Raw genomic sequence first — 24,925 nt, forward strand, 5'->3', positions numbered from 1 at the left:
TCTGAAACGATGACAAAAAGCACCGCAGATCACCGCGATGCAATTGGCGCGGGGTAGAGCAGCCCGGTAGCTCGTCAGGCTCATAACCTGAAGGTCACAGGTTCAAATCCTGTCCCCGCAACCAAAAAATCACCTAAGATCAAAACGATAAGTCGATGGTATTCCAATACCACCGGCATTTCGCGCGTCTACATCAACGCTACATCAACACCGGACACCAAAAACTGCACCGACGTGCATTGGCGCGCAGCCACAGGCGTTGGCCGGCAAGGTTGACGTGTGCGCGTGCCTTTGATCTCTGGCCGTCGTCAGTGCCCCAGGATTTGAGACAGGAATGCCTTCGTTCGATCACTTTTCGGGTGATCGAAAAATTCGTCGGGGGCGCTCTGCTCGATGATTTCACCTTGATCCATGAAAATAACCTGGTCAGCGACCTTGCGGGCGAAGCCCATTTCATGCGTGACGCAGATCATGGTCATGCCCTCGGCGGCCAGAGAGGTCATTACGTCCAGCACCTCGGCAATCATTTCGGGGTCAAGGGCTGAAGTGGGCTCGTCGAAAAGCAGTACCTCGGGCTTCATGCAAAGCGCGCGCGCGATGGCTACGCGCTGCTGCTGGCCGCCCGAGAGTTGTCCAGGAAACTTGTCTGCCTGATCCGGGATGCGCACCTTCTCAAGATAGCGCAATCCTATTGCCTCTGCCTCGGCCGGCGAGGTCTTGCGCACAAGCATCGGGGCCAAGGTGCAATTTTCCAGCACCGTCATATGCGGGAATAAATTGAAATGCTGGAAGACCATGCCCACCTCGCGGCGGATCTCGTCGATCCTGTCCAGATCGTCGTTCAATTCGGTGCCGAGAACGCGGATCAGGCCGGCGTCATGCTCTTCCAGCCGGTTTATACAGCGGATCATGGTGGACTTTCCCGATCCTGACGGGCCGCAGATCACGATCTTTTCGCCGCGCGCAACAGTCAGGTTGATAGAGCGTAACGCATGATAGGTACCGTAGTATTTCTGCAGATCGCGGATTTCGATGGCGGGGGCGTTAAGATTGGTCATGGGGGATTCCTAGCGTTGGTCGACCGACATGCGGCGTTCCAGATAGCCGCCATAGCGCGACAGACCGAAGACGAAGATGAAATAGATCGCGGCGACGAAGACATAGACCTCGACAAAGGCGAAGGTCCACTCGCCGGTACCATAGGCTGCGTTGCCAGAGGCCAGTAGGTCGAAGAAGCCGACAATAACGACCAGAGATGTCTCCATGAAGGTGATGACGAACTGGTTGATCGTGGCGGGGAGAGCATTGCGGAAAGCCTGTGGCAGCAGAATTCGCGACACCCGATGTCGATAGGATATCCCCAGCGCCTTTGCGGCTTCGTCCTGACCTTTGGCGACGCCCTGCATGCCGCCGCGGATGATTTCGGACTGATAGGCAGCAAAGAACAACGCGGATCCGCAGATGACGCGATAGAGCTTTTCTCCGATCAGAAATCCCGGCAGCATGAAAGGCAGGACGATGGCAAAGGTAAACAGGATCGAGATCAGCGGCAGAGATCGCACCGCGTCGATCACTGCACCGGTGGTCCGGGCAATCCAGGGCATCTCGCTGCTGCGCAGTAGCGCCAGACAGATCGCCAGAGGCATTCCGATCACCGCCGTGCCGGTAAAGATGAACAGGGTCAGCGACAGGCCGCCCCATTGTTCTTCGCGGACCAGCGGCAGGCCAAGGATGCCACCCTTCATCAGGATGAAGAAGGTGGCGAATCCCAGAAACCAGGTCGCGGCCAGTCGCCGGCCGGTCCAGAAGGCGGGCAGGCAGCTGAGTACCATGGTCACGACGACCGCCAGGCAGGCCAGGGCCGAGCGCCATTGCTCCTCGTAAGGGTAAAGACCGAACATAATCAGTCGCCATCGATTGGCAATGACCGACCAGCAGGCGCCGCCATTGGCATCGCATTCCGGCTGGCGGGCGCTGGCATCGAACGTTGCACGCATTATGCCCCAGTCGATCAGCGTCCAGATCAGCCAGGCCAGAAAGGCAAAGCAGATCAGGCTGAGCAGGGTCGACCTCGCGCCTGAGAAGTAGTAACGCCGGACGCGGTTCAGAAACGAGTGCTGCTGGATAAGCGCTGCCTGTGTCATGGCTCAGCTCCGCAGCTGGTGGCCCTTCAGGGCCACGGCCTTGTTGATGCGGTTCATGACCGCTGCCAGCGAGAAATTGATGATCAGGAAGCCAGCCATCAGGATGCCGACAAATTCCAGCGTCTGTCCCGAATGGGTGATGGATGAGGCAATGACCATGAAGAAGTCAGAGAAACCTACCACGATTCCCAGTGTCGTGGCCTTGATCAGCCAGACATACTGGTTCGTCAGGATTGGCAGCATCGAACGCAGCGCCAGCGGCAACCGCACGCGGCTGAAGACCTGCCAGCCGGTCAGGCCAAGCGACCGCGCCGCTTCGGTCTGACCGCGCCCGACGGATTTGAAGCCGCCACGCACGATCTCGCCGATATAGGCACCACCGTAGACGGCGATGGCAAAGGCCAGCGTATAGATTTCGGGCTGAATGCGATAGCCGCCGCGGATGTTAAGTCCGCCGGCCTCTGGCATGGTCATGATCGGGGTTCCGGGTTCATGGCCCATCCAGATCACCAGTATGGCCAGTAGGGCGGCGGCACCTGCGACCCCCAAACCGACCGCACGCTTGCGCGATGGATCGATTCGCTTGAAACGGCGGGCAGAGGCGAACCAGATCAAGCCGAACAGCGTCGCAAACAGGATTAGGAAAAATCCTGCAACCGAACCACCTACGACGTTTAATCCGGGAACATAGATGCCGCGATTGCTGATCAGCAGTCCGCCGATTTCGATTGCGTCCTTGGGGCGGGGTAGTCGGTTGGCCAGCGCATACCAGAAGAATACCTGCACGATCAGCGGTATGTTGCGGAAGGTTTCGACATAGATTGTGCCCAACAGCCGGGCTGCGTGGTTCTCTGACACCCGCGCTAAACCGACCAGCCCGCCGACAACTGTCGCGCAGGCTAGGCCGATCACGCCGAGAAACAACGTATTCAGCACCCCCATCAGCAGATACCACCAATAGGGATCGGCAGAACTTGCCGGCAGCAGCGAAAAGGGAATGTCCCAGCCGGTCGATTTCCACAGGAAGTCGAAACTGGAGGTGATGCCCTGCGCGTCAAGGTTTTTCCTGGCTGTGATTGCACCGATCGCAACGATGGCGATCAGGCTGCCGACGTACAGGAACTGCAGAATAGCCGCACGCGCTCTGCGGTTGCGCCAGAAGGTCATGACCGTTCACCTTTGAGCTTGAAGCAGTCCCGGCCCGCGCACGAATGCATGAACAGCTTCGGGCCGGGATCGTATAACCGGTTAGTCGATCACCAATGGGAAAAGCACGCCGCCGTTGTTCCAAAGCGCCGTCATTTCACGCGGCATCTTGTAGGGCGAGTCCTGGCCCAGATTGCGCTCGAAGATTTCGGAATAATTACCCACATTCTTGATGACGTTATATCCCCAGTCGTCCTCAAGCCCCAGCGGCTTGCCAAAGCCCGGCTGCGCGCCCAGCATCTTGGCGATCTCGTTGGTGGGTGGATTGGCCTTCATCTCGTCCACGTTATGCGAGGTAACGCCTTCCTGTTCCGCGAACAGTAGCACCGACAGGACCCAGTTCGAAATATCGACCCAGTTGTCGTCGCCCTGACGCGAAATCATGACCTCGGGTTCGACGGCCAGGACGTCAGGCAGAAGGACGTGATCGTCGGGATTTTTCGAGACCGAACGCGCGATGGCCAGCACCGGCCCCCATTGCGCATAAAGATCGCAGCGGCCCGAGAAATAGGCGTCCTCCAATTCTTCCGTCTTCTCGATGGCGACCGTTTCCAGCTCGATGCCCAACTTTTCAGCATAAGAGGCGACCTGACGTTCCTGGCTGGCACCGGCGGGAATGCAGATGGTGCCGCCATCGGCATCCTTCATGCTGGTCAGCCCCAGTTCCTTATGCGCCATGACCTTGGTCGTGCCGAGGTAATAGGAATTCGAGAACTGGAAGCCCAGTTCCGTATCGCGCGAAAACGTCCCGCCCGAGGCCTTGATGATGATGTCGACATCGCCTGACTGCAGCGACGGCCAGCGTTGCGCCCAGCTCAGCGGGATGACCTTCAACTTGTCGGGTGAGCCTAGCGTGGCAGTTGCCATGGCCCGACACAGGTCGATATCCAGCCCGTTCCAGACGCCTTTGTCGTCGACTTCGGCAAAGCCCAGATAGGATCCGGTATGGCCCGGGCAATTCAGCGCGCCACGCGCCTTGACCTCCTTCAGCGTGTCGCCATTGTCGGCATGCGCCGCCGAGGCGCCGATCACGGTCGCTGTGGCAAGTATAGCGATATTCAGTACTTTTTTCATCTCAAACTCCCAGTTGGATGATGTGGTGCGAGGCTTCGGTCTTGTTGCCGGATGCATCTCGCGGATTGCTCAGGCGTAAATGTAACCACCGGAAACGATGACGTTTTCGCCGGTCATATAGGTGTTCTTCGGGCCACCGGTCATCAGCACCCACTCGGCCATCTCGCGCGGCTCGCCGCCGCGGCCCAAGGGGCTGGCCTTGGCCAGCTCGCTCAGGAAGCCCAGCGCTCTGGCCTTGACGGTTGCCATCCCGGCCGGCGCGACCGAGTTCACAAGGATGCCGTCGGGCGCCAGTTCATGCGCGAAGCTGCGGGTCAGACTGACCACGGCTGCCTTGGTGGCGGCATAGTGGGCGTTCTGCGGATGCGCCTTGAAGGCATCGACCGAGGTGATGTTGACGATGCGGCCCCGGACTTGGCCCACGGGTTGCTGTTGACGCATCTGCCGGGCAGCTGCGACCATCATGTGATAGGAGCCCTTGACGTTCACGCCGTTCGAGGCGTCCCAATCCGCATCGGTGATCTCCAGCAGCGGCTTGCGCGGAAAGATCGCGGCCGAGTTGATCAGCGTATCGACCCGACCAAGTTGCCCTGCGACCTGGGAAAACGCGGCATGCGCATCGGCGCCTACGCTGATATCGCAGGTCGCCGCCGCGACCGGTAGCCCGGCCTTGCGCGCCGGTTCCAGCGCGGCCTCGGCGGCCTCACCATTCAGGTCGATGATGCCAAGTGCCACTGCACCCGCCTCAAGCGCCATCTCGCCGATAAGCGCACCCAGCCCGGCGCCGCCGCCGACGATCACGACAGAAAGGCCGTTCATTTCGCCCTCGCATCGGTTTGATTTTCCGGGGATGGCTTACGGGTGGGAAGAATGTCGAAACGTGCGACATCCGCTCTTTCGGGCAGCGCATGGATGGCCAGCACCATCCGCGCCACGTCTTCGGGCTGAACGGCGGTCTGGCCTGCATACATGGTCGCGCGAGCGTCGTCGGGCAGGATCTCGCGATAAATTCCTGTCTCGATCCTTCCCGCGACGATCTCGGTCACCCGTACGCCGTGTTGGGCGACATCTAGCCGCAAGGCCTGCGCAAAGCCGCTGAGCCCGGCCTTGGTGGCGCAATAGACTGCCATGTCAGGAAAGGCGGCGTGCCCGGCGATAGAGCCGGTAAAGAAGATGTGCCCCTTTCCGCGCGCCACCATTCCCGGCAGCACCATCCGGGTCAGCGCAATCTGCGCGGTCAGATTGACGGCGATGGCAGTATCAAGCCCGGACTGGTCGGCGGTCTGAAACGGTCCGGGCGGCGGCATCATCCCGGCATTATTCGCCAGAAGCTCGATCCTGGCGCCGGAGGCTACTGCCAGCAGCTCGTCGCGTTCGGTTATATCCAGCCCGACCGGCTCGATCCCCGGGATGCGTCGCAACTCCTGCAGCCGGTCCGGGTCGCGGCCGATGGCAAGAACCTTCCATCCCGCTTCGGCAAGCAAGACGGCGATGGCCCGGCCGATGCCGCTGCTTGCCCCCGTGACCAATGCTGTCGCCATCTGCATCCACTCCGCGAGAATCCTACTGATTTCATGAAGGTAGATGCGAATTCGGTGCTTCTCATAACCAGTAAATCAAGAGAAACCACAAGATTTACTTGTCTGTTTCGAGGCCGCGTCGCGCTAAGTTGCACCCCGCTTAGGGATATATCTCATGCGCAGAGAAACGTGGCGGCGCCGTCCTACTGCGCGGAGCTAGTCGCGATAAAGCAGGTCTTGCCAGTCTTCCGAGGTGATCCAGGTGCAGAAATTCTGGATGATCTGCACCCGTCGATGCGCACGTGGCACGATCAGATAGAAGCCGGGAATGTCACGGACAGCCATATCTTTCAGAAGATCCTGGCCTAGCGGCGCGACCAGACGGCCGCTTTGCAGGTCTTCCATCGCGTCGATGCGGGAAATCAGGCCGACACCGATGCCAGAAGCGGTTCCGCGCCGCATTGTGGCGGCATCCTGGAACTGGATCTCGCCGGTATTGTCGCTGGCCTCCACCCCAAGGTGACGCAGCACTCTTGTCCACAGATCGCGGGCCAGAATCGGGTGCAGCAACGTCTGCATAGTCAGATCTGCCGGGGTCCTGATCCTGTCCGCCATGTCGGGCGAGCAGCAGATGATCTTGGGATCTTGCACCAGCAGCGTCGTTTCGAACTCTTTCCAGTTCCCGAAACCCCATTGGATCGCGACGTCGACCTCATCGGCAGCAAAGTCGGGCAGCTCGATCATCGTGGTCAGCCGCAGATCGGCGCCGGGCATCCTGTCGCGGAAATTCTCCAGCCGCTCGACCAGAAACCGGGTAGCAAAATAGGGGCTGACATTGATGTTGATGCGGTTGCGATAGCTGGAATTCGTGACCCGCTGGATGCCTTCGGTGAACTCATCGAACCCCGCCTGCACGAAATGCGACAACAGGATCGCGTGTTCGGTCGGCTCGACGACGCGACCCTTACGCTCGAACAGAGGCACATTCAGCGTGTCCTCAAGCAGCTTGATCTGCTGGCTCACGGCCTGCGGCGTGACCAGCATATCATCGGCAGCGGCACGAAAGCTGCCCTTGCGCATCACGACCCAGAAGGCGCGCAGGGCGTTCAGCGGCGGAAGCCGAAGCCCACGACCGCTCATCGCCCGTCTCGCATCTTGTCAGAGGCTTGTGTCTGTCTCATCACATCCCGGCAGCAGGTGCCGCTGCTGGGGGCAGGGGCATGGGGTCATATGACGGCCTTTTCCAGAAACGGCCGCTTCTGGATAATACGCTCGAATCCGAGGTCGGAAAGGTCCAACGTGCGGAAGCCATTATAGATGATCAACTCCGATACCCCGCGCCCGGTGGCCGGACCCTGCTGCAACCCGTGACCTGAGAAGCCGTTGGCGAAGATGAAATTGGTCACCTCCGGGTGGCGGCCCACGATCATGTTGTGATCGAGCGTATTGAAGGCGTAATGCCCTGCCCACTGGTTCACCACCTTGATCGCCTCGAAAGATTCCGAACGCTCTGCCAGCGCCGGCCAGATCACATCCTCGAATTCGTCATAACGCGGGTCGAAATCTTCCCAGTCCACGGCCGTATCATCCGCCGGCGGACAGCCTGCCAGAAAGAACTTGCCTTCCGGCCGGCAGAATACGCCCGACGGCGCGATCATCAGCGGCAGGCGCCCGTGGTTGACATTGGCTGACCCTTCCGGCGTTTTCGCGCAGTCGAAGACAAAGAGCGTGCGCTTGCGCGGCTCCACCGGGATGTGCAGGTCGGCCATGAGAGCAGTCAGCGCCGCCCGCGGACCGGAAGCGTTGACAATGGTACCGGCCTTGATCTCCCGCCCCGATTCCAGCGTCACCGAGGTCACCCGATTGCCCTCGCGGCCGATCGCCACGACATTGTCCTTGATGTAGGCGGCGCCTTGCGACCGTGCCTTGGCCTTGAAGCCGTACATCAGACCGGTATTGTTGAACCAGCCCTCGCCCGATCGGCCGTAAGAGGCCAGCAGCACGTCCTCGACGCGCAGATGCGGGAAGGCCTGCGCCAACTGCTCCTGATTCCACAGGATCGTATCGGCGCCGCAATTCATCTGCACGGCGTGGTTCTCGCGCATGGTTTCGACCTGTTCGGGCGTGTTCGCCAAAAACAGGTATCCGCCCGCGTGGAAGTGGAGGTCGTGCTCTTCATCACCATGCCGCATCATCTCGGCAAAATTGCGGATGACCTCCGAGCCGTACTGGCTGATCTTCACGTTGATCGGGTTCGAGAACTGGGTGCGGATCGACGACGACGACAATGCCGTCGAGGAATGGATGTAAGTCGGATCGCGTTCCACGACCAGCACCGAGCCCTGGAAATCGGGGTTCGCCGTCAGGTAATAGGCAACGGCCGAGCCGATCACGGCCCCGCCGACGATGACGACGTCATAGCTGTCCTTCATTTCGCGACCTCGTCGTCGGGATGGGGCAGATCGACGAACCAGCCGCCCAGATATTGTGTGGCGGGGGCATGCGGGTCCAGAGGCGGCACGGTGGATTCGACCTTTGCCCGCACGAATTCGGTATTGTCCTGCGGGTGATAGCCAAGCAGCTTCCAGTTCGACGTGTCGACCGGGCAGACTTTGTTGTCGGACAGGCCATAAGCGATGGTAAAGCCGACATGCGGCGCGGTCAGGCTGGCCTCGACCAGCCGCACGCAATCGGTAAAGCTGAGCCAGGACCAGAGCATCCGCCGTTCGGGCGGTTCGGGAAAGGACGAAAAGATCCGCAGGCAGACGCTTTCCATGCCGAACTTGTCCCAGTAGAGCCGGGCAAGCGCCTCGACAAAGCATTTCGACACGCCATAAAGGCTGTCGGGCCGCACCGGCGCGGCCTCGTCGATATGCGAGGTCAGCTTGTGATAGCCGATGGCATGGACCGATGACGCATAGACCACGCGCTTGACGCCCTTCCGCCGCGCGGCTTCGTAAATGTTATAGGTGCCCTCGATATTCGAGGCGAGAATGGTATTCCATTGGGTTTCCAGCGGTGCACCGCCGAAATGCACCACCGCATCGACGCCCTCCATCGCGCGCGCAACCGCGTCAGTATCGGCAAGATCGAAGCTCATTGCCTCTTCATGCGGTGCCAGATCGGTGATCTCGGTCAGGTCAGCCAGCCGGATATGGTTGGCCAGATGCGCCAGACCTTTGCGCAGATGGCCCCCCAAACGACCGGCGGCACCGGTTATCAGGATGCGTTCATAATCTTTCGCCATGACCTGTCCTTATGTTCTGAGCCCGGCGACGGCTGACCCGATGCGCGCGATGGCTTCGCCAAGTTGTTCGTCAGAGGTTGCCGTTGAAATGCGGAAAAACGGCGACAGCCCGTAAGCGGCGCCGGGAACGGCGGCGACATGGGCGTGATGCAGCAGATATTGGGCGAAGTCCTGGTCATTCGCGATGGTCTCGCCGTCCGGTGTCGTGCTGCCGATGAAATCCGCGCAACCGATATAGGCATAAAAGGCGCCTTCGGGCGGCTCCAGCGTCAGCCCGTCGATTCCGGCAATGCCCTCGACCACCAGATCGCGGCGGCGCTCGAAGGCCTCGCGAAAGCGGGCGACATCGTCCTGTGGCCCTTCCAGCGCGGCCTGCGCGGCGATCTGTGCGATCTGACTGACCGAGGTGCAGGACTGGCTTTGCACCGTGCCCATCGCCTTGACCAGATCCTTAGGTCCAGCGGCATAGCCGACGCGCCAGCCGGTCATCGCATAGGCTTTCGAAACGCCATTGATCACCAGCGTCCGGTCGCGCAGTTCGGGGCAGGCTTCGCCGAAACTGACGAAACTGCGGCCGTCAAAGATGATATGCTCATAGATTTCGTCCGAAAGGATCAGCACCTGCGGGTGTCGGGCCAGAACCTTGCCTAGGGCCTGAAGCTGCGCCTTGCTGTAGACCGCTCCCGAGGGGTTGCCGGGCAAGTTCAGAAACAGCCATTTCGTGCGGGGTGTGATCGCTGCCTCCAGAACCTCGGGCGTCAGCCGAAAGCCCGCATCGGCGGAACATTCCGGGGTGACGGGCACGCCGCCAAACAGCTTCACCATTTCGGGGTAAGAGACGAAATAGGGCGCCGGCAGGATCGCCTCGTCGCCCGCGTTCACCGTTGCCATCAATGCGTTGAAGATGATCTGCTTGGCGCCATTGGCGACCGCAATCTCGTCAATTGCATAATCGAGGCGGTTTTCATGCCTGAACTTGGCGGCGATGGCCTGACGCAGGGCGGGCGTGCCCAGCGAGGCGGTGTAAAGCATGCGGCCCGCTTTGGCCGCCGCAAAGGCCGCCTCGCTCACATGGGCGGGGGCGGCGAAATCCGGCTCGCCCAGGCCAAGGTCGATCACATCGACCCCGGTTGCGGCCAGGTCCTTGGCCGCCTGCGACACTGCCATCGAGGCCGAAGGCTTTACAGCCGAAAGACGATCTGCGATTTGCGTCATGTTATTTCGCCTCCGTCACATAGCCCTTGGCCAGATCTTCGGCCCGTGCGTCATTGCTGCGCTCAGTTGGCTCGCCGTAGCCGCCGCCGCCGGGCAGATGCAGGACCAGCCTGCGACCCTGTGGCACATGCTGCCAGCCCTTGGGGCGCAAGCTTGTGCCGTCATCCAGCGCAGCGCGGCCAGCCGCGCCCGGCGCACCACCATCGCGGCCACGCGGAGCTGCGCCGATCCGGTCGAACATGGCGGAAAAGTCGAACTCATGCCCCTCGGCTGGCGCGATCTCGATGATCTGGCCAAGACCGCCGCGATATTTGCCATCGCCGCCTGAATCGGGGCGCAGTTCCTTGCGCCATACGACGATGGGGCCGGTATGCTCGGTCGCCTCGATCGGCATGGTATGAACGCCCGAGGGGAAGGCGGTCGAGGACAGGCCGTCCAGCGTCGGCCGCGCGCCCATGCCGCCCGAATTGAACATTAGAACCTCGGCCTGACGCCCCGTGCCGCCGACGACCGGACGGGCCGAGATATGGATATTCCATAAGGCTGCGGCACCCTCAGCCGGTATCCTGCCGGGCAGCGCCTGCGCCATCGCGCCCAGGATCAGGTCGGGCACCATATGGCCCAGAACGTGACGCACCGAGACCGGCGCGGGGCGTTCGGCGTTCAGGATATTGACCGGCGATGTGACATCGAACACCGCCAGCGACGCCGCGTTGTTCGGAATATCGGGCGCTACCACGCATTTCATCGCGTAGCAGGCATAGGCCTTAGTATAGATCAGCGGCACGTTGATTCCCCAGCGGCTCATCGGATCGGTGCCGGTGAAGTCAACGTTCACGCTGTCATTGCCGAAGCTGACTTGCGCGCGCAGTTTGATTGGCTCGTCATAGCCGTCGGTGACCATCTCGTAGGACCAGCTTCCCTTGGGCAGGGCGGCGATGCGTTCCATGATCGCAGTGCGGGTCCGTGACAGGATGAAATCGCCAATTGGGTCCAGATTGGCCATGCCAGTTTCGTCCAGCATCTCGATTAGGCGCTTGTGGCCGACATCGTTGCACGCTGCGAGCGAGAAGAAATCGCCGATGACCTGATTGGGCTCGCGCACGTTCAGACGCAGAATTTTCAGCAGATCCCGATTCACCTGACCGCGTTCGGCGAATTTCATGATCGGGATCTGGATGCCCTCTTCATAGACCGACTTGCCGTCTGCGCCAAAGCCGCGCCCGCCGACATCGACGACATGGGCCGTACAGGCGAAAAAGCCGATCAGCTCGTCACCCTTGAAGCTGGGCGAGACCATGGTGATGTCATGCAGATGGCCGGTGCCTTTCCACGGATCGTTGGTGACATAGGTGTCGCCGGGGAACATCTCGTCGCGCGGGATTTCATTGATGAAATGCATCACGGCCTCGGCCATGGTGTTCACATGGCCCGGCGTGCCGGTCACGGCCTGGGCCAGCATCTCGCCCTTGGCGTTATAGACCCCGGCGGACAGATCGCCCGCCTCGCGCACCGAGGTTGAAAAGGCGGTGCGCAACAGGGTCAACGCCTGTTCCTCGACCACCGAGATCAGGCGGTTCCACATCACCTGCATGCGGATTTCGTCAAGCTGGCTCATGCGTTCAGTCCTTTGCGAAGCATCAGGATCGTGCCATCTGTCTGAATGACGGCGTCGAAGGGTGAGGTGACAACGGTCGAGGTCTCGCGCTCGACGATGACGGCGGGGCCAGTTACGCGCTGACCAGCAGAGAGGCTCTCGCGCGGGACAATCGCGGTTTCCTGCGCATCGCCGCTGGCGGGGTCAAAGACCTGACGGGTTCCGGGCACGGCGGTCGGCGTGCCGTCCTGAACCAGATGCACTCGCGCCACATCCGGTCGGATATCCTGTGCCTTGACCGAGAAAGTCACGAATTCGATCTCGGGTCCGTCGACGGCACGGCCAAAGAACTGCGCATAGCGTGCCTTGAAGGCCTCTTCGATCATCGGGCGATCCTGGGCGGTGAAATGGCGGTCGGGCATGGCGACCGGGATTTCCCAACCCTGACCGGCATAACGCATGAAGGCCACGACTTCGCGGCTGATATCGCCTTCGGTTCCGGCGCGGACAAAGCCTTCGGCGGTGGCCTTCAGCCCGTCCAGCATGGTGTTCAGCCGGTTGATATCAAAGCCCGACAGCGTCGCGATCTGCGAACCGACCGCCTCGTATCCGAAAGGCGCCTTGAGAAAGCCGATGGCCGAACCGACGCCAGCGCCCTGCGGGATCAGGCAGCGATCGATGCCCAGCTTTTCGCACAGGCGCGCGGCGTGCAGGGGGGCCGCGCCGCCAAAGGCGATCATGGTGTTGTCCGAGACGTTCTTGCCATTTTCGACCGCATGGACACGGGCGGCATTGGCCATGTTCTCGTCGACCACCTCGACGATGCCAAAGGCGGCAGCAGTCGCGTCAAGGTGCAGGCTGTTGCCCACGTCGCGGGAAATGGCATTGCGTGCGTTTTCGGTCGAAAGCCTGATCTTGCCGCCGGCAAAATTGTCGGGGTCAAGCTTGCCCAGCACCAGATCGGCATCGGTGATCGCGGGGCGCTCGCCGCCGCGCTGATAACATGCCGGCCCCGGCTCCGAGGCGGCCGATTCCGGGCCGGTCTGGATGCGGCCCATATCGTCGACCCAGGCGATCGAGCCACCGCCCGCGCCAATCTCGATCATCTCGATCACCGGGATCGAGATCGGCATGCCCGAGCCCTTGCAGAAGCGATAGGTCCGCGCGACCTCGAAACTGCGGGCGGTCTGCGGTTGGAAATCCTCGATCAGGCAGATCTTGGCCGTGGTGCCACCCATGTCATAGCTGACCACCCGGTCCAGATCGAAACGCCGCGCCACGTCGGCGGCAAAGATCGCGCCCCCGGCCGGCCCGGATTCGACCAGCCGCACAGGAAATTCCGCCGCCGTCTCGACCGAGACCAGCCCGCCGCCCGAATGGATCATGAAGACCGGGCAGGTCGCGCCCATGTCCTTCAGCCGGTCCTGCAGCCGGGCCAGATAGCTGGCCATCTGGGGCCGCACATAGGCATTGGCGCAGACGGTGTTGAAACGCTCGAACTCGCGCATCTGGGGCGAGACCTCGGACGAGATCGAGATCGGCAGGTCGAGATGGCGCAAAAGTATCTCGCGGGCGCGTTGTTCATGGGCGCCGTTCATATAGGAATGGATGAAGCCGATGGCGACGGCGCCGAAATCCTGCGCCTTGATGGTCCGAGCGATCTGTTCCAGCGCGGCTTCGTCCAGTGCCTGCAATTCCTCGCCCTGAGCGCTGATCCGGCCTTTGACGGTAAAGCGGTCCTCGCGTGGGATCAGCGGCGCAGGCAGGACCAGCGACAGGTCGTATTGCTCGAACCGGTTCTCGGTCCGCATCTCGATCACGTCACGAAAACCCTCGGTCGTGATCAGGACGGTGCGGGCACCGCGACGTTCGATCAGGGCATTTGTGGCCAGCGTCGTGCCGTGGATGATGATGTCGATATCTGAAGGCGGGATGCCCGCATCTCGGGTTACAATCTCGATCCCGTCCAGAATGGCCTGTTCGGGCGCGGTGTAGTTCGTCAGCACCTTGGTCGAGAAGATGCTGCCGCGCAGATCGAGTGCGATATCGGTGAAGGTGCCGCCGATATCCGCGCCCAGACGGATGTCCTGACCATAGCTCATGCGTTTTCCTTTGCAGCAAGCGCGGCGTCACGCATCTGCGTCAGGGTCTGACGTGGCGTAAGCGCCTCGGGCGAGATGTTGAGTTCCAGAAGCGCGCCGGTATTCGAGGCCATGGCACGTTCGAAGGCGGCGGCGAAATCGGCGGTCGTCTCGACCCGTTCGGCGTGAAAGCCATAAGCTTTGCCGAATGTGACGAAATCGGGGTTCTTCACCATGGTCGTGCCCGAGACGCGGGCAGGGTAGTTGCGTTCCTGATGGGCGCGAATTGTGCCATAGATACCGTTGTTCAGCACCAGAATGATGGGCTGGGCATCATGCTGCAGTGCGGTCGCCAGTTCCGTATTGTTCATCTGGAAATCGCCGTCGCCCGCGAAGCAGACCACCGTGCGCTCGGGACAGGCGACCTTCGCGGCAATCGCTGCCGGAACGCCATAACCCATGGCGCCTGATTGCGGACCCAGCAGGCGTGCCTTGGGGCCATAGCGGAAGAACTTGCCCGGCCAGACCGTGAAGTTGCCGGCGCCGTTCGTCAGCACGAAATCCTCGGGTAGCCGGTCGCGCAGATAGGCGCAGACCTTGCCCATGTCGACGGGCGAGGGCAGGTCGGGCAACTCGAAGCCCGCCTCATACGCCGCGCGGGCGTCAGCGCGCCACTCGGCCCAGCCGCCCTTGACGGGTTCCACGGCCGAAAGGGCCTCGGCAAAGGCGTTGGGGCCGGCATGCACGCCAAGCGCAGGGCGATAGACCTTGCCGATTTCCAGATCCGAGCCATGGACATGGATTACGGCCTGTTTCGGCTGCGGCACTTCCAGCAGGGTATAGCCGTCCGTGGACATCTCACCGAAGCGGTTGTTGATCGCCAGGATCACATCGGCCTTGCCGACCATCCCGCGGATTTTCGGGGTCATGCCGACGCCCATCTCGCCAATGAAGACGGGCGAATTATTGTCGAATTGATCCTGATAGCGGAAGATCGCGGCGACCGGGATATCCGAGGCTTCGGCAAATTCCTGAATAGCGCGGGTGCTGCCGTTTTTCCAGTTGCAGCCGCCAATCACGATCAGCGGACGTACTGCACCTGCCAGCATATCGCGGATGCGGGCCATGGTGGCTGGTGTCGGCGCAGGTTCGGTGATTTCGATGGGGCCGCTCAGCGGGGCGGTGTCGGTCAGACTGGTCAGCATGTCCTCGGGCAGGGCCACGACGACGGGGCCGGGGCGGCCGGTCGTGGCCTGTGTCCAGGCGCGGGACAGAATTTCCGGAATGCGATCCACATCGTCGATCTCGACCGCCCATTTCGCCATGGTGCCAAAGACGGCGCGGTAGTCGATTTCCTGAAACGCCTCGCGGCCTTTCATGTCGGTGCCGACCTGTCCGACGAAGACCAGCATTGGCGCGCTGTCCTGCATGGCGGTGTGAATGCCGATCGAGGCGTTGGTGACGCCCGGCCCGCGCGTCACGAAGCAGATGCCGGGCTGGCCGGTCAGCTTGCCATAGGCCGCCGCCATGAACGCGGCGCCTCCTTCGTTGCGGCACAGAATATAGTCGAGCCGACCCTGCGTATCGTGCAATGCGTCCAGCACCGCCAGATAGCTTTCACCGGGAATGCCGAAGCACTTCACCGCCCCCAGAGCGACAAGACTTTCCACAAGAAGTTGCCCGCCATTGCGCGTCATAGTGCTGCGTCCTCGCTGTCAGTAGATTGTTTCGACCGTGGCTGGCCGGGATGGGTGATGCTGCGGCAGGATGTCGAGCATTTGCACGACACGCGTCGCTGTTTCGTTCGGCTGCTGGCCATCCCGGTCAAGACATTGGATGATCAGGCCGCTTTCGGCATATTCTGCGGCCAATGCCGCAGCAAAAGCGGTCATCGCTGCTTCGGCTGTGGTCTGGACCGTGCTGCGCATCGGGGTTTTGCCCGGCCCGACAAAAACCATGGCACCGGACTTGCGTGCCGCCATGACGGGCAACACGTTCCGCGTCAGATGCAGCGCTGCGGCCAGATTGACCTCCATCGCCATGTCGATCTCGGCTTCGGTATATTCGACATAAGGCTTTGTATCGGGCCAGCGCATGGTCGCAATCACCAGCGCATCGATATGCTGATTTACCATGATCGCGCGCATTTCGTCGCGATCGGTCAGATCCATGGCCAGCGGTTCGATGCCGTGATCGGCGCGCAGGGCCTCCAGAATGCTGCGGTCGCGACCCAGTGCAAGAACACGCCAGCCTGACCGGGAGAGCGCGATGGCGATGGCCCGCCCCGTTTTCCGCGTCGCTCCTGTCACGAATGCCGTCTTCATACATCGGATCTCCTTGTTAGGGGAATGGTGCCTGCGCAAAGGCTGGCGGGAAATCAATAAAAGTGCGGGCTTCGGCAAGTATTTCTTTCGTCAGGAAGAGGCGATGAAGGGCGCGGCAATGGGGGCAAGATTCAATCGCCGGGCTGCTAACCCATCACCTGAGTAAGGCCCAACACAATGACAGGGAACAGGGTTATTAGGATCAGCAGCACGATCAGCAGAAGGAAATAGGGCAGCGTCGCGCGGGCGATGAACAAGATGTCCTTGCCCGTCAGGTTTTGCAGCACGAACAGGTTGAAACCGACCGGAGGCGTGATCTGTGCCGCCTCGATCAGGATCACAAGAAATATCCCGAACCAGATCAGATCTATGCCCGCCGCCTGCACCATCGGCAGCATGACCGATGAGGTCAGCACGATGATCGAGATCCCCTCAAGGAAGCAGCCAAGGACCAGAATCAGCAACGCGATCACCGCAAGCTGCGCCATGGGTGGCAGCCCCAGCGTGCCGACCCATTCGGCCAGCTGCCGCGGCAGATCGATGAAGGCAACGGCGATTGTCAGGCAGGATGCCGCCGCGATGATGAAGGCGATCATGCAACTGGTGCGGACGGTCGCCAAAAGCCCGTCCATGAAGCCCTGCAGATCCAGCGTGCGATAGAGCATCGACAGCAGAAGAGAGCCGCAGACACCGATTGCCGCGGCCTCGGTCGGGGTGGCATAGCCGCCATATATCGACCCGATCACCGCAATCACCAGCGTGATCGACGGCGCGAGGTTGCGCAGTGCCAAAAGCTTTTTGGCAAGGCTGGTCGGCGGATCGCGCCGGGGCATTTCGTCGGGACGAACGAGGCTGCGCAGCCCGACATAGCCCATGTAAAGCAGCACCAGAACCAGCCCCGGGATCACGCCGGCCATGAACAGCCGGGCGATGGATTGCCCCGACGAGACGCCATAGACGATCATGATGATCGAGGGCGGGATCAGCAGCCCCATCGTGCCCGAACCCGCCAGCGTGCCGATGGTCTGCTGGATCGGATAGCCGCGCTTTTCCAGCTCTGGCACGCTGAGGCGGCCGATGGTGGCGCAGGTCACAGCGGATGAGCCGGTGATCGCTGCCATGACCGCGCAGCCCAGCACGTTGACATGCAAAAGCCCGCCGGGCAGCGGCGCGACCCAAGGGGCCAGCCCCCGGAACAGGTCGCGCGACAGGTTCGAGCGGAACAGGATCTCTCCCATCCAGACGAAAAGTGGCAGCGAGGTCAGTGCCCAGCCCCAAGAACTGTCCCAGACCGTCGAGGCAATCAGCGAGCCGACGGGCGCCGGCGTGAACAGCGCCATCATCGCGATGCCGCTGACCAGCAGCGTGACCGAGACCCACATGCCCAGCGCGAGCATCCCGAAGACCAGTGCCCCAAGGGTCAGTCCGGCGATCAGTGTCATGTCCATGTCGGTCTCATTCGTAATGCGTCTCGTCCCCGGCGTCGTAATGCGGGGCGCGGCCAAGAAGGATCCAGATCAGCTCATCGATCAGGGCGATGGCGAATATGGTCACGCCAAGCGCGGCCCCGGCCTGCGGGATCCAGAAGGGTATGGCCAGCAGGCCGGGGCTGATATCGTGATATTGCCAGGACTGCACCGCCAGCAGGATCACATGCCAAGCCAGAAACGACACCCCGGCCGAGGCGATTAGGCAGTTCAGCACCTCGACAGTGCGCCTTGCACGCGGCGGCAGGCGGTCGATGGCCAGCGTGATGCGGACATGGCCGCCCGAGCGCAGCGTATAGGCCAGTCCGAAGAAGGTCGAGGCAGCCAGACAGAAGCCAGCCGCCTCGGTCGAATCGAAAGTGTGTCCGGTCAGGCGTGCCGCCATCTGGATGACGATGGCGACCGCGATGCCGGCCACGAACAGCGCCGCAAGATACCCGGCCAGCAGGTATATTCTGTCAAGGATATGCCGGATCATCACCGCCCCCGCCCATGTAAGACCTGTAATGGCGCGTTACCTTCTTGCGGCCAGATAAGCGTCCAGCACCGCGATCTCTTCGGCCGAGGCCGTGCTGCGCCAGTCATCGGCCATTGCGGTGCCGATCTGGTCCATCTTTGCGACCAGATCAGCCGGAGGCTCAGCCAGCGCCATGCCGTGTTCTTCCAGCGTTTTCATGGTCGCGTCGCTGGCCTCTTGCGACAGTTTCCAGCCGCGCTCGGTAGCCTTTGCACCCTCGTCCAGAACGATCTGTTGAATTTCTTCGGGCAGTGCACGAAAGGCGCGCTCATTCACGATGACCGCGTTTTTCTGGAACATCGTGCCTGTATAGCTGAAAGCTTTGAGATAGTCCCAAGCCTGAATGTCTACCCCGGTCTGCGCAGAGGTCCAGAGCGAGTCGATCATGTTCGTCGCAAAGGCCTGCGGGACTTCGGCGAAAGGCAGGATGATCGCCTCAGCACCAAGGTCCGAGCCAAGTTTTTGCGTCTGCTGCGAATAGATGCGCAGTTTCAGACCCGAAAGATCGTCCAGACTTTTGATCGGCTCTTTCGTGTAAAATCCCTGACCCGGCCAGGGCGCATAGGCGACGACACGCATTCCGTCCTTGCCGAACAACTCGTCCAAATAGGGTTTCGAGGCCTCCATCAACGTCCAAGCCTGATCATAGTCGACAGCCACGCCGGGCGTGTTGTCGAGATTGTAGATCGGATCCTCGTTCCCATAGACGCTCAGCCGGATCTCGCCAGCTTGAACCTGACCGGACTGCACGGCCCGTTTGATCGCATCCAGCTTGATCAGACTGTCATTCGACCGCAGGTCGATCTTCAACTCGCCGCCCGAGCGCTCTTCGACCTCATCGGCGAATTGCTGGATGTTCTGGGTGAAGAAGCTTGTTTCGGGATAACCCGAGGCCATGATCCATGTGGTTTCGGCGATTGCCGTGCCGGCAGAGATCGATGCCGTCAGTCCGGCAACGACAAGCCGACAGAACGAACGCGGTAAAACAGGCATATGCATAGATCGGTTCTCCGTGTTGGGTGATAGCCGCAACGGTTTGGCGGCGAATTTTTATATGCTCATCTTGGCCGCGCGGTGTGGTCGCGATTAGCAAGTTTTTCTTGAAAACCGAAACTATACCTTTTCCTATAGCGTCAACCGGAAAATTCGGGATTGATGGCCGTCGTTCTATATGTCGGACCTCTGTGCACTGGCTTTCGGGCGGATATAATATCGCAACCCTCGGCCCTAATCAGGGCAGGCGCGAGAGTCGCCAGCCATCCCTTTGACAAGAACTCCTTTCCGCTTTGAGGAAATAGTTGCCTGACTCACGGACTTGAGCTGCGTAGCTTTGTCGAAGGGACGCGCGGGAAACGGGGTTTCCGTAAAAAGGCACGCTGCGCCGAGATGATTGCCCCTGCGGCAATTGATCGGATCTCGCCGACCCAAGCATAAAGCCAGCTTCGCGAGATGCCGAAGCTCATCAGAAAAGGAAGACTGCCCAAAGTCAGATGCCGCCGCCGAATGCCGGACGGTGTTGCAGGAGCATTCCCGCAAAGGTCCGACCGGACAGCCGCATTGCGTGTCAAGCGCTCCGAGACAGGAACAGCTAGGAGATCCATTACATGACTTCCGCAAATCGCAAAGCTGCGCAGATCGAAAAGCCCTCAGTGCTTATGGCACTGATCCCGCTGATTTCGACAATCGTGCTGGTCGCCATCCAGGTGTTTTACTTCAAGGACGGTTCGCCCCATATCCCGCTAGCGATCGGCGTGCTGATCACCACCACCTTGGGATGGTTTCGGGGCTATCGCTGGGCTGACATGCAGGAAGGCATGTTCAACGTGATCCATGTGGCGCTGCCTGCGATCTTTATCCTTTATACCATCGGATTGATCATTGCGAGCTGGATCATGGCGGGCACCGTGCCCTTGATGATCTATTACGGCCTGCAGGTGCTATCGCCCAGCATGTTCCTGTTTGCCGCCTGCATCGTCTGTTCCATCGTCTCGATTGCGACAGGGACGAGTTGGGGCACGGTCGGCACGATGGGGCTCGCGCTGATGGGGATCGGCGAGGGGCTGGGCGTGCCCTTGGCAATGACCGCAGGTGCCATCGTCTCGGGTGCCTTCTTCGGTGACAAGATGTCGCCCTTGTCGGATACCACCAATTTCTCGCCAGCGGTGGTTGGCACGGATCTCTTCACCCATATCCGCAACATGCTGCCGGTGACGGCGCCGGCCATGCTGATCGCGCTGGGCGTCTATCTGTGGGCCGGTCACAACATCAGCGGAGAGATCGACACCGCCGCGCTGGCCGCAACGACGACGACGCTGAAGGCGAATTTCAACCTGTCAGCCTTCATGCTGCTGCCGGCGATCATTGTCATGTATCTGTCGATCCGAAAATACCCTGCGCTGCCGGGTCTGATGGCTGGCGTCGTCGCGGGCGTGATCTGCGCCATCCTTGTGCAGGGGGTGGGGGTGCATCAGGCTTTCGATGCGCTGCTGAACGGCTACAAGGCCGATACCGGCGTCGCCTCGGTCGATACGCTACTGTCCAAGGGCGGCATCATGTCGATGAACTGGACGGTGACGCTGGTCCTTATTGCGCTGGCGCTTGGCGGCGCGCTGGAGGCGACGCGCTGTCTGGAAACCCTGCTGAACGCGATCATCAAATTCGCCACGACCCGGTTCCGACTGCTGATGTCCAGTCTGGCCTCGGTTCTTGGGATCCATCTCGCGACCGGCGATGTGTTTCTGGCCATGGCGCTGCCCGGCCGGATGTTTGCCCCCGCCTTTCGTGGCAAGGGCATCCATGTCACCGGACTGTCGCGCACGATGGAAGACGGGGCGACGCTGGCTGCACCGCTGATCCCCTGGTCCACAGGTGGGGTTTTCGTGGCCAGCACGCTGGGCGTTGCGACGCTGGACTACTGGGTCTGGGCCATTGCCTGCTGGGTGTCGATCGTCATCGACATCGTCTATGCGGCGACCGGGATGTTCATCCCAGCGGCGACCGAAAATGACGTCGCGCAATGGCAGGAGCGCGACGAGCCGGTGCTGGTCGATGGTGTGCTGCTGCCGGGCTCGCAGATCAGCGACACGATGCTGAAGCTTTAAGAAATCGCGCGCGACCGGATTTGCGGTCGCGGGCACAGTCTAACGCATGAGGTCAATAACCATGCTCACCTACAAGAAAATTCTGGTGCCGATCGATCTTCACGAGGGGGCAGATTGTGCCACCCTGATCGACACCGCGGTTTCGCTGGCCCGGTTCTGCGGCGCGGCGCTGGCATTCATGAATGCAGTGGATATCGACCTCGATAGCCCGATGCTGCAGAGCTACGATTCGGTGCGGAACGATTTTGTCAAATCTGCGCGCGGATTGCTACGCGACGTGGTCGACCGGCACATGCCCGACGATATGTCAGCTGAATTTCTAGTGCTGAACGGGCGTTCCTATTCCAAGGTGCTTGAGGCGGCCAGGGAGGTGGAGGCCGATCTGATCATTGTTATGGCCCACAAACCGGGAATGAAGGAGTTCCTGTTGGGGATGACGGCCGCCCGCGTTGTTCGTCACGCCGAATGCTCTGTGCTGGTCGTGCGCGACTAGCATGTCAGCAGTGCCGCATATTGACATGAGGATCCGCTGATGCTGGACCAGTCCGCGCAACCTGCTCCCGACCTGATCGCACAGCTTGCGGCTACCCTGCGTGCGGCGGGTTTCGCGGGTGAGGTTGAAACCGACACGGCATTGCGCGCGGCCATGTCCACCGACAATTCGGTCTATCAGATCGCGCCCGACGTTATCGTTGCGCCGCGCTCCGCTGATGATCTGGTAACGCTGCTCAAGGTGATGGAGCGGGCGGAATTCACGGGTCTCGCGCTGACAGGGCGCGGCGGTGGCACCGGCACCAATGGCCAGAGCCTGAACCGCGGTGTCATCGTCGACATGCGTCGACACATGAACGAACTGATCGAACTGAATGCCGAGGTAGGTTGGGCCGATGTCCAGCCTGGCATGGTGCTGGATGACCTGAACGCGCAGATCCGCGCCTCGGGCTGGTTCTTTGCGCCGGAAACCTCGACCTCGACCCGCTGCACGATGGGCGGGATGGTATCGACCGATGCCTCGGGCAAGGGCTCGCGGGTCTATGGCAAGACCTCGGATAATATCCTCGGGCTGGAGATCGCGCGTCCGCAGGGGCTTTTGTTCAGCATGGATGGAACGCCGGACTGGGCGCGCGGGATGCTGTCGCAGGCCGAGGCTGCGGCGCGCGCCGGGCGGCAGGCCTTTATCGACCACACGCCGCGCCTGAACCGCCGCTTTACCGGCTATGATCTGGAGCGGGCCTGCCCCGAAACCGGCGGCTTCGAATGGTGGCGGCTGTTTCCGGGGTCCGAAGGCACGCTCGGCCTGATCAGCCGCATTCGCGTCAGGCTACGCCGAATTGAGGCCGAAAAGCGCTTGATCGTTGCAGGTTTCGACAGCTTCCGCAACGCATTGGCTGCGGCCACGCCGCTGCTGGCGGCGGAGCCGACGGCCATTGAAGTCATGGATGAGACCGTGCAGGCCATTGCCGGTCAGGCGGGCATCCTGAACCGCCTGCCGGTAGGGCTGCGCGCCGGGAAGGATCAGCGCGTCGCCTATGTCTTCATCGAGATCAATGGTGACGATGCCGCCCTGATGGATGACCGGGTGCGGCATTGCCGCCAGATCCTGACGGGGCTTGCCGGGGCGGGTGCCGTGCATGTCGCCGCCGATTTGGCCGAGATCCGCGAACTCTGGGCGATCCGCTCTGCCGGGGTTGGACTGCTGGGCAGGGTGGACGGGCCTGCGCGGCCCGTGGCTTTTGTCGAGGATACGGTCGTCCCGCCCGAGAACCTGCCCGCCTTTATCGACGATTTTCTTGAGGTTTTGTCGGAAAACGGGCTGGGCTTTGGCATTTATGGCCATGTCGACGTCGGTTGTCTGCACATTCGCCCGGCACTGAATATCGACGCGGAAGCGGATCGCGCCCGACTGGTCGCCGTTTCGGACGCGGTTTACGAGTTGACCCGGAAATACGGCGGCATCTTCTGGGGCGAGCATGGCAAGGGCGTGCGCGGTGCCTATCTGCGCGACTGGATCGGCGCAGAAGCCTATAGCGCGCTGCAAGGCGTGAAGGCCGCCTTCGATCCGGCGGGACGCTATAATCCGGGCAAGCTGGTCAGCAATGACGCGCCAATCATGGGCATCGCGACAACGCCCTTTCGCGCCTTTAACGTGCCCGACGGCGATCCGCTGGAAAAGGCGTTTCGCTGCAATGGCAATGCGCAATGCCTCAGCTATGCGGCGGCGACGCCGATGTGTCCCAGCTTCAAGGCCAGCGCGGATCTGCGCCACAGCCCCAAGGGCCGCGCCGATGCCCTGCGCGCCTGGCACCGGGCGCGAGCCGAGGATGCGCCCGATCTTGCCCTGCGTGAGGCCGATCTGATGGGCGTCATGGACAGTTGCCTTGGCTGCAAGGCCTGCGCCTCCAATTGTCCGGTGCAGGTGGATATCCCCTCGATGCGCAGCGCCTTCTATGCCAATTATTTCCAGCGCCATGCCCGGTCGTTGGCGGATCGTCTGGTTCTTGCGGCCGAGCGTCACAGCTCGCTGACGCACCGTCTTGCGCCAATGCTCGCGCCCATCTGGCCGCTGTTATCGAAGCTAGGCGAGAAGCTGACCGGCAGCGTGGATATGCCTGCGCGACTGGCGACTAGCCTGCCTGAAGGCAATTGGCTGCGCGCTGCAGACCTGAACAGCCCTCTGCCCGAACGCACCGTTATTCTGGTGCAGGACTGGTTTACCGCGCTTTTCGACGCGGAGGCGCAGCGCGATGTGATCGCCGGTTTAAAAGCGCTTGGCTATCACCCGCACCTGCTGGAGATGCGCCCGACGGGCAAGGCGGCCTATACCGCTGGCGACATGGAAGGGTTCCGTCGCATGGCCAAGTCATTTGCGGACCTGTTGCACCGTGCTGCGGCAACCGGTGCGCCGCTGGTCGCCTTTGAACCCGCATTCGGCATGATGCTGCGGCAGGAATATGTCAGAGCGGGGATCGCGCTGCCGCAGGTCCTGATGGTGCAGGAGTTTCTGGCGGACGAAGCAAGGACCCGCGGCCTGCCGCAGGCCCCAGCCAGCACATCGGCCCGGCTTCTGTCGCATTGCACCGAGGCGACCGCTGCGCCGCAATCCGGCCGGCAATGGGCCGAGGTCTTCACCGCCCTCGGCCTGACTATCGAGACGCCCGCGACCGGCTGCTGCGGCATGGCGGGGCTTTTCGGACACCAGAGGCGACATCAGCCCACATCGCACAAGCTGTTCGACCTGTCCTGGCGCGGGCATGTCGAGGCTGACATGCCGGTTCTCGCCACCGGCTTTTCCTGCCGCTGTCAGTCCGCGCGGCTGACTGGCAGGGCGCCGCGCCACCCGCTTGGCCTGATCGCCGATATGCTGGCCGACGGCGCCTCTGCCGGCTGAGTCCACCGAGATAACTAAACATCA

General features: G+C 61.5%; 20 protein-coding genes and 1 tRNA gene. 4 read left to right on the forward strand and 17 right to left on the reverse strand.

What is annotated here, in order from left to right:
• Positions 1 to 47 precede the first annotated feature (47 nt).
• Positions 48 to 124 (forward strand) — tRNA-Met (locus J7359_RS17420).
• 184 nt (positions 125 to 308) lie between these two features.
• Here the strand turns inward: J7359_RS17420 and J7359_RS17425 are convergent.
• From J7359_RS17425 to J7359_RS17505, 17 genes are all read right to left on the reverse strand, one after another.
• A complete protein-coding gene (locus J7359_RS17425; RefSeq protein WP_209058480.1) occupies positions 309 to 1,058 on the reverse strand; it encodes an amino acid ABC transporter ATP-binding protein in 750 nt (249 codons plus the stop codon).
• Positions 1,059 to 1,067: 9 nt separating this feature from the next.
• Entirely contained in the window at positions 1,068 to 2,144 is a 1,077-nt protein-coding gene (locus J7359_RS17430) for an amino acid ABC transporter permease (RefSeq protein ID WP_209058481.1), read from the reverse strand.
• A 3-nt stretch (positions 2,145 to 2,147) separates the two neighbouring features.
• Positions 2,148 to 3,311, reverse strand: coding sequence for an ABC transporter permease subunit (locus J7359_RS20190; protein WP_209058482.1), 1,164 nt, complete (start codon positions 3,309 to 3,311; stop codon positions 2,148 to 2,150).
• A gap of 81 nt (positions 3,312 to 3,392) precedes the next feature.
• Positions 3,393 to 4,424, reverse strand: a complete 1,032-nt coding sequence (locus J7359_RS17440) for an amino acid ABC transporter substrate-binding protein (RefSeq protein ID WP_209058483.1) — start codon at positions 4,422 to 4,424, stop codon at positions 3,393 to 3,395.
• A 69-nt stretch (positions 4,425 to 4,493) separates the two neighbouring features.
• The gene (locus J7359_RS17445; RefSeq protein WP_209058485.1) at positions 4,494 to 5,243 is read right to left on the reverse strand and encodes an SDR family oxidoreductase; all 750 of its coding nucleotides are present in this window, start codon (positions 5,241 to 5,243) and stop codon (positions 4,494 to 4,496) included.
• Complete coding sequence (locus tag J7359_RS17450) at positions 5,240 to 5,965, reverse strand: SDR family oxidoreductase (RefSeq protein WP_209058487.1); 726 nt, start codon at positions 5,963 to 5,965, stop codon at positions 5,240 to 5,242. The genes J7359_RS17445 and J7359_RS17450 overlap by 4 nt, the downstream gene beginning before the upstream one ends.
• 195 nt (positions 5,966 to 6,160) lie before the next feature.
• Positions 6,161 to 7,084 (reverse strand): LysR substrate-binding domain-containing protein, encoded by a 924-nt coding sequence (locus J7359_RS17455; protein ID WP_209058490.1) that lies wholly within the window; start codon positions 7,082 to 7,084, stop codon positions 6,161 to 6,163.
• 86 nt (positions 7,085 to 7,170) lie between these two features.
• On the reverse strand, positions 7,171 to 8,376 hold the full coding sequence (locus J7359_RS17460; protein ID WP_209058492.1) for an FAD-binding oxidoreductase: 1,206 nt from the start codon (positions 8,374 to 8,376) through the stop codon (positions 7,171 to 7,173).
• Positions 8,373 to 9,191: an NAD(P)-dependent oxidoreductase gene (locus J7359_RS17465; protein WP_209058494.1), complete on the reverse strand. Its 819-nt coding sequence runs from the start codon at positions 9,189 to 9,191 to the stop codon at positions 8,373 to 8,375. Before J7359_RS17465 ends, J7359_RS17460 begins: the two co-directional genes overlap by 4 nt.
• Positions 9,192 to 9,200: 9 nt before the next feature.
• Entirely contained in the window at positions 9,201 to 10,406 is a 1,206-nt protein-coding gene (locus tag J7359_RS17470) for a pyridoxal phosphate-dependent aminotransferase (protein WP_209058496.1), read from the reverse strand.
• Position 10,407: 1 nt separating this feature from the next.
• Positions 10,408 to 12,024, reverse strand: coding sequence for a hydantoinase B/oxoprolinase family protein (locus tag J7359_RS17475; RefSeq protein ID WP_209058499.1), 1,617 nt, complete (start codon positions 12,022 to 12,024; stop codon positions 10,408 to 10,410).
• Positions 12,021 to 14,105, reverse strand: a complete 2,085-nt coding sequence (locus J7359_RS17480; protein ID WP_209058500.1) for a hydantoinase/oxoprolinase family protein — start codon at positions 14,103 to 14,105, stop codon at positions 12,021 to 12,023. The genes J7359_RS17475 and J7359_RS17480 overlap by 4 nt, the downstream gene beginning before the upstream one ends.
• Positions 14,102 to 15,781, reverse strand: a complete 1,680-nt coding sequence (locus J7359_RS17485) for a thiamine pyrophosphate-binding protein (RefSeq protein ID WP_209058502.1) — start codon at positions 15,779 to 15,781, stop codon at positions 14,102 to 14,104. Before J7359_RS17485 ends, J7359_RS17480 begins: the two co-directional genes overlap by 4 nt.
• An 18-nt stretch (positions 15,782 to 15,799) precedes the next feature.
• Positions 15,800 to 16,408 carry an SDR family oxidoreductase gene (locus tag J7359_RS17490; protein ID WP_209058504.1) on the reverse strand — a complete coding sequence of 203 codons (609 nt, stop codon included), beginning with the start codon at positions 16,406 to 16,408 and terminating at the stop codon, positions 15,800 to 15,802.
• A 146-nt stretch (positions 16,409 to 16,554) separates the two neighbouring features.
• On the reverse strand, positions 16,555 to 17,856 hold the full coding sequence (locus J7359_RS17495; protein ID WP_209058506.1) for a TRAP transporter large permease subunit: 1,302 nt from the start codon (positions 17,854 to 17,856) through the stop codon (positions 16,555 to 16,557).
• Positions 17,857 to 17,863: 7 nt separating this feature from the next.
• Positions 17,864 to 18,373: a TRAP transporter small permease gene (locus tag J7359_RS17500; protein ID WP_209058509.1), complete on the reverse strand. Its 510-nt coding sequence runs from the start codon at positions 18,371 to 18,373 to the stop codon at positions 17,864 to 17,866.
• A gap of 36 nt (positions 18,374 to 18,409) precedes the next feature.
• A complete protein-coding gene (locus J7359_RS17505) occupies positions 18,410 to 19,411 on the reverse strand; it encodes a TRAP transporter substrate-binding protein (RefSeq protein ID WP_209058510.1) in 1,002 nt (333 codons plus the stop codon).
• Between the two features lie 605 nt (positions 19,412 to 20,016).
• Here J7359_RS17505 and nhaC point away from each other — a divergent pair.
• From nhaC to J7359_RS17520, 3 genes are all read left to right on the forward strand, one after another.
• Positions 20,017 to 21,513, forward strand: coding sequence for a Na+/H+ antiporter NhaC (gene nhaC, locus J7359_RS17510; protein WP_209058511.1), 1,497 nt, complete (start codon positions 20,017 to 20,019; stop codon positions 21,511 to 21,513).
• A gap of 61 nt (positions 21,514 to 21,574) precedes the next feature.
• The gene (locus J7359_RS17515) at positions 21,575 to 22,006 is read left to right on the forward strand and encodes a universal stress protein (protein WP_209058513.1); all 432 of its coding nucleotides are present in this window, start codon (positions 21,575 to 21,577) and stop codon (positions 22,004 to 22,006) included.
• Between the two features lie 39 nt (positions 22,007 to 22,045).
• Complete coding sequence (locus J7359_RS17520; protein WP_209058515.1) at positions 22,046 to 24,901, forward strand: FAD-binding and (Fe-S)-binding domain-containing protein; 2,856 nt, start codon at positions 22,046 to 22,048, stop codon at positions 24,899 to 24,901.
• The last annotated feature ends 24 nt before the right edge of the window (positions 24,902 to 24,925 follow it).

It is taken from the genome of Paracoccus sp. R12_2 (assembly GCF_017744015.1).
GTDB lineage: Bacteria > Pseudomonadota > Alphaproteobacteria > Rhodobacterales > Rhodobacteraceae > Paracoccus.

Coding starts and splice junctions, on each gene's coding strand:
- J7359_RS17445 (WP_209058485.1), bottom strand. CDS start 5,243: ATGAACGGCCTTTCTGTCGTGATCGTCGGCGGCGGCGCCGGGCTGGGT.
- J7359_RS17520 (WP_209058515.1), top strand. CDS start 22,046: ATGCTGGACCAGTCCGCGCAACCTGCTCCCGACCTGATCGCACAGCTT.
- nhaC (WP_209058511.1), top strand. CDS start 20,017: ATGACTTCCGCAAATCGCAAAGCTGCGCAGATCGAAAAGCCCTCAGTG.
- J7359_RS17425 (WP_209058480.1), bottom strand. CDS start 1,058: ATGACCAATCTTAACGCCCCCGCCATCGAAATCCGCGATCTGCAGAAA.
- J7359_RS17470 (WP_209058496.1), bottom strand. CDS start 10,406: ATGACGCAAATCGCAGATCGTCTTTCGGCTGTAAAGCCTTCGGCCTCG.
- J7359_RS17505 (WP_209058510.1), bottom strand. CDS start 19,411: ATGCATATGCCTGTTTTACCGCGTTCGTTCTGTCGGCTTGTCGTTGCC.
- J7359_RS17495 (WP_209058506.1), bottom strand. CDS start 17,856: ATGGACATGACACTGATCGCCGGACTGACCCTTGGGGCACTGGTCTTC.
- J7359_RS17450 (WP_209058487.1), bottom strand. CDS start 5,965: ATGGCGACAGCATTGGTCACGGGGGCAAGCAGCGGCATCGGCCGGGCC.
- J7359_RS17465 (WP_209058494.1), bottom strand. CDS start 9,191: ATGGCGAAAGATTATGAACGCATCCTGATAACCGGTGCCGCCGGTCGT.
- J7359_RS17515 (WP_209058513.1), top strand. CDS start 21,575: ATGCTCACCTACAAGAAAATTCTGGTGCCGATCGATCTTCACGAGGGG.
- J7359_RS17480 (WP_209058500.1), bottom strand. CDS start 14,105: ATGAGCTATGGTCAGGACATCCGTCTGGGCGCGGATATCGGCGGCACC.
- J7359_RS17490 (WP_209058504.1), bottom strand. CDS start 16,408: ATGAAGACGGCATTCGTGACAGGAGCGACGCGGAAAACGGGGCGGGCC.
- J7359_RS17460 (WP_209058492.1), bottom strand. CDS start 8,376: ATGAAGGACAGCTATGACGTCGTCATCGTCGGCGGGGCCGTGATCGGC.
- J7359_RS20190 (WP_209058482.1), bottom strand. CDS start 3,311: ATGACCTTCTGGCGCAACCGCAGAGCGCGTGCGGCTATTCTGCAGTTC.
- J7359_RS17475 (WP_209058499.1), bottom strand. CDS start 12,024: ATGAGCCAGCTTGACGAAATCCGCATGCAGGTGATGTGGAACCGCCTG.
- J7359_RS17455 (WP_209058490.1), bottom strand. CDS start 7,084: ATGAGCGGTCGTGGGCTTCGGCTTCCGCCGCTGAACGCCCTGCGCGCC.
- J7359_RS17430 (WP_209058481.1), bottom strand. CDS start 2,144: ATGACACAGGCAGCGCTTATCCAGCAGCACTCGTTTCTGAACCGCGTC.
- J7359_RS17440 (WP_209058483.1), bottom strand. CDS start 4,424: ATGAAAAAAGTACTGAATATCGCTATACTTGCCACAGCGACCGTGATC.
- J7359_RS17485 (WP_209058502.1), bottom strand. CDS start 15,781: ATGACGCGCAATGGCGGGCAACTTCTTGTGGAAAGTCTTGTCGCTCTG.
- J7359_RS17500 (WP_209058509.1), bottom strand. CDS start 18,373: ATGATCCGGCATATCCTTGACAGAATATACCTGCTGGCCGGGTATCTT.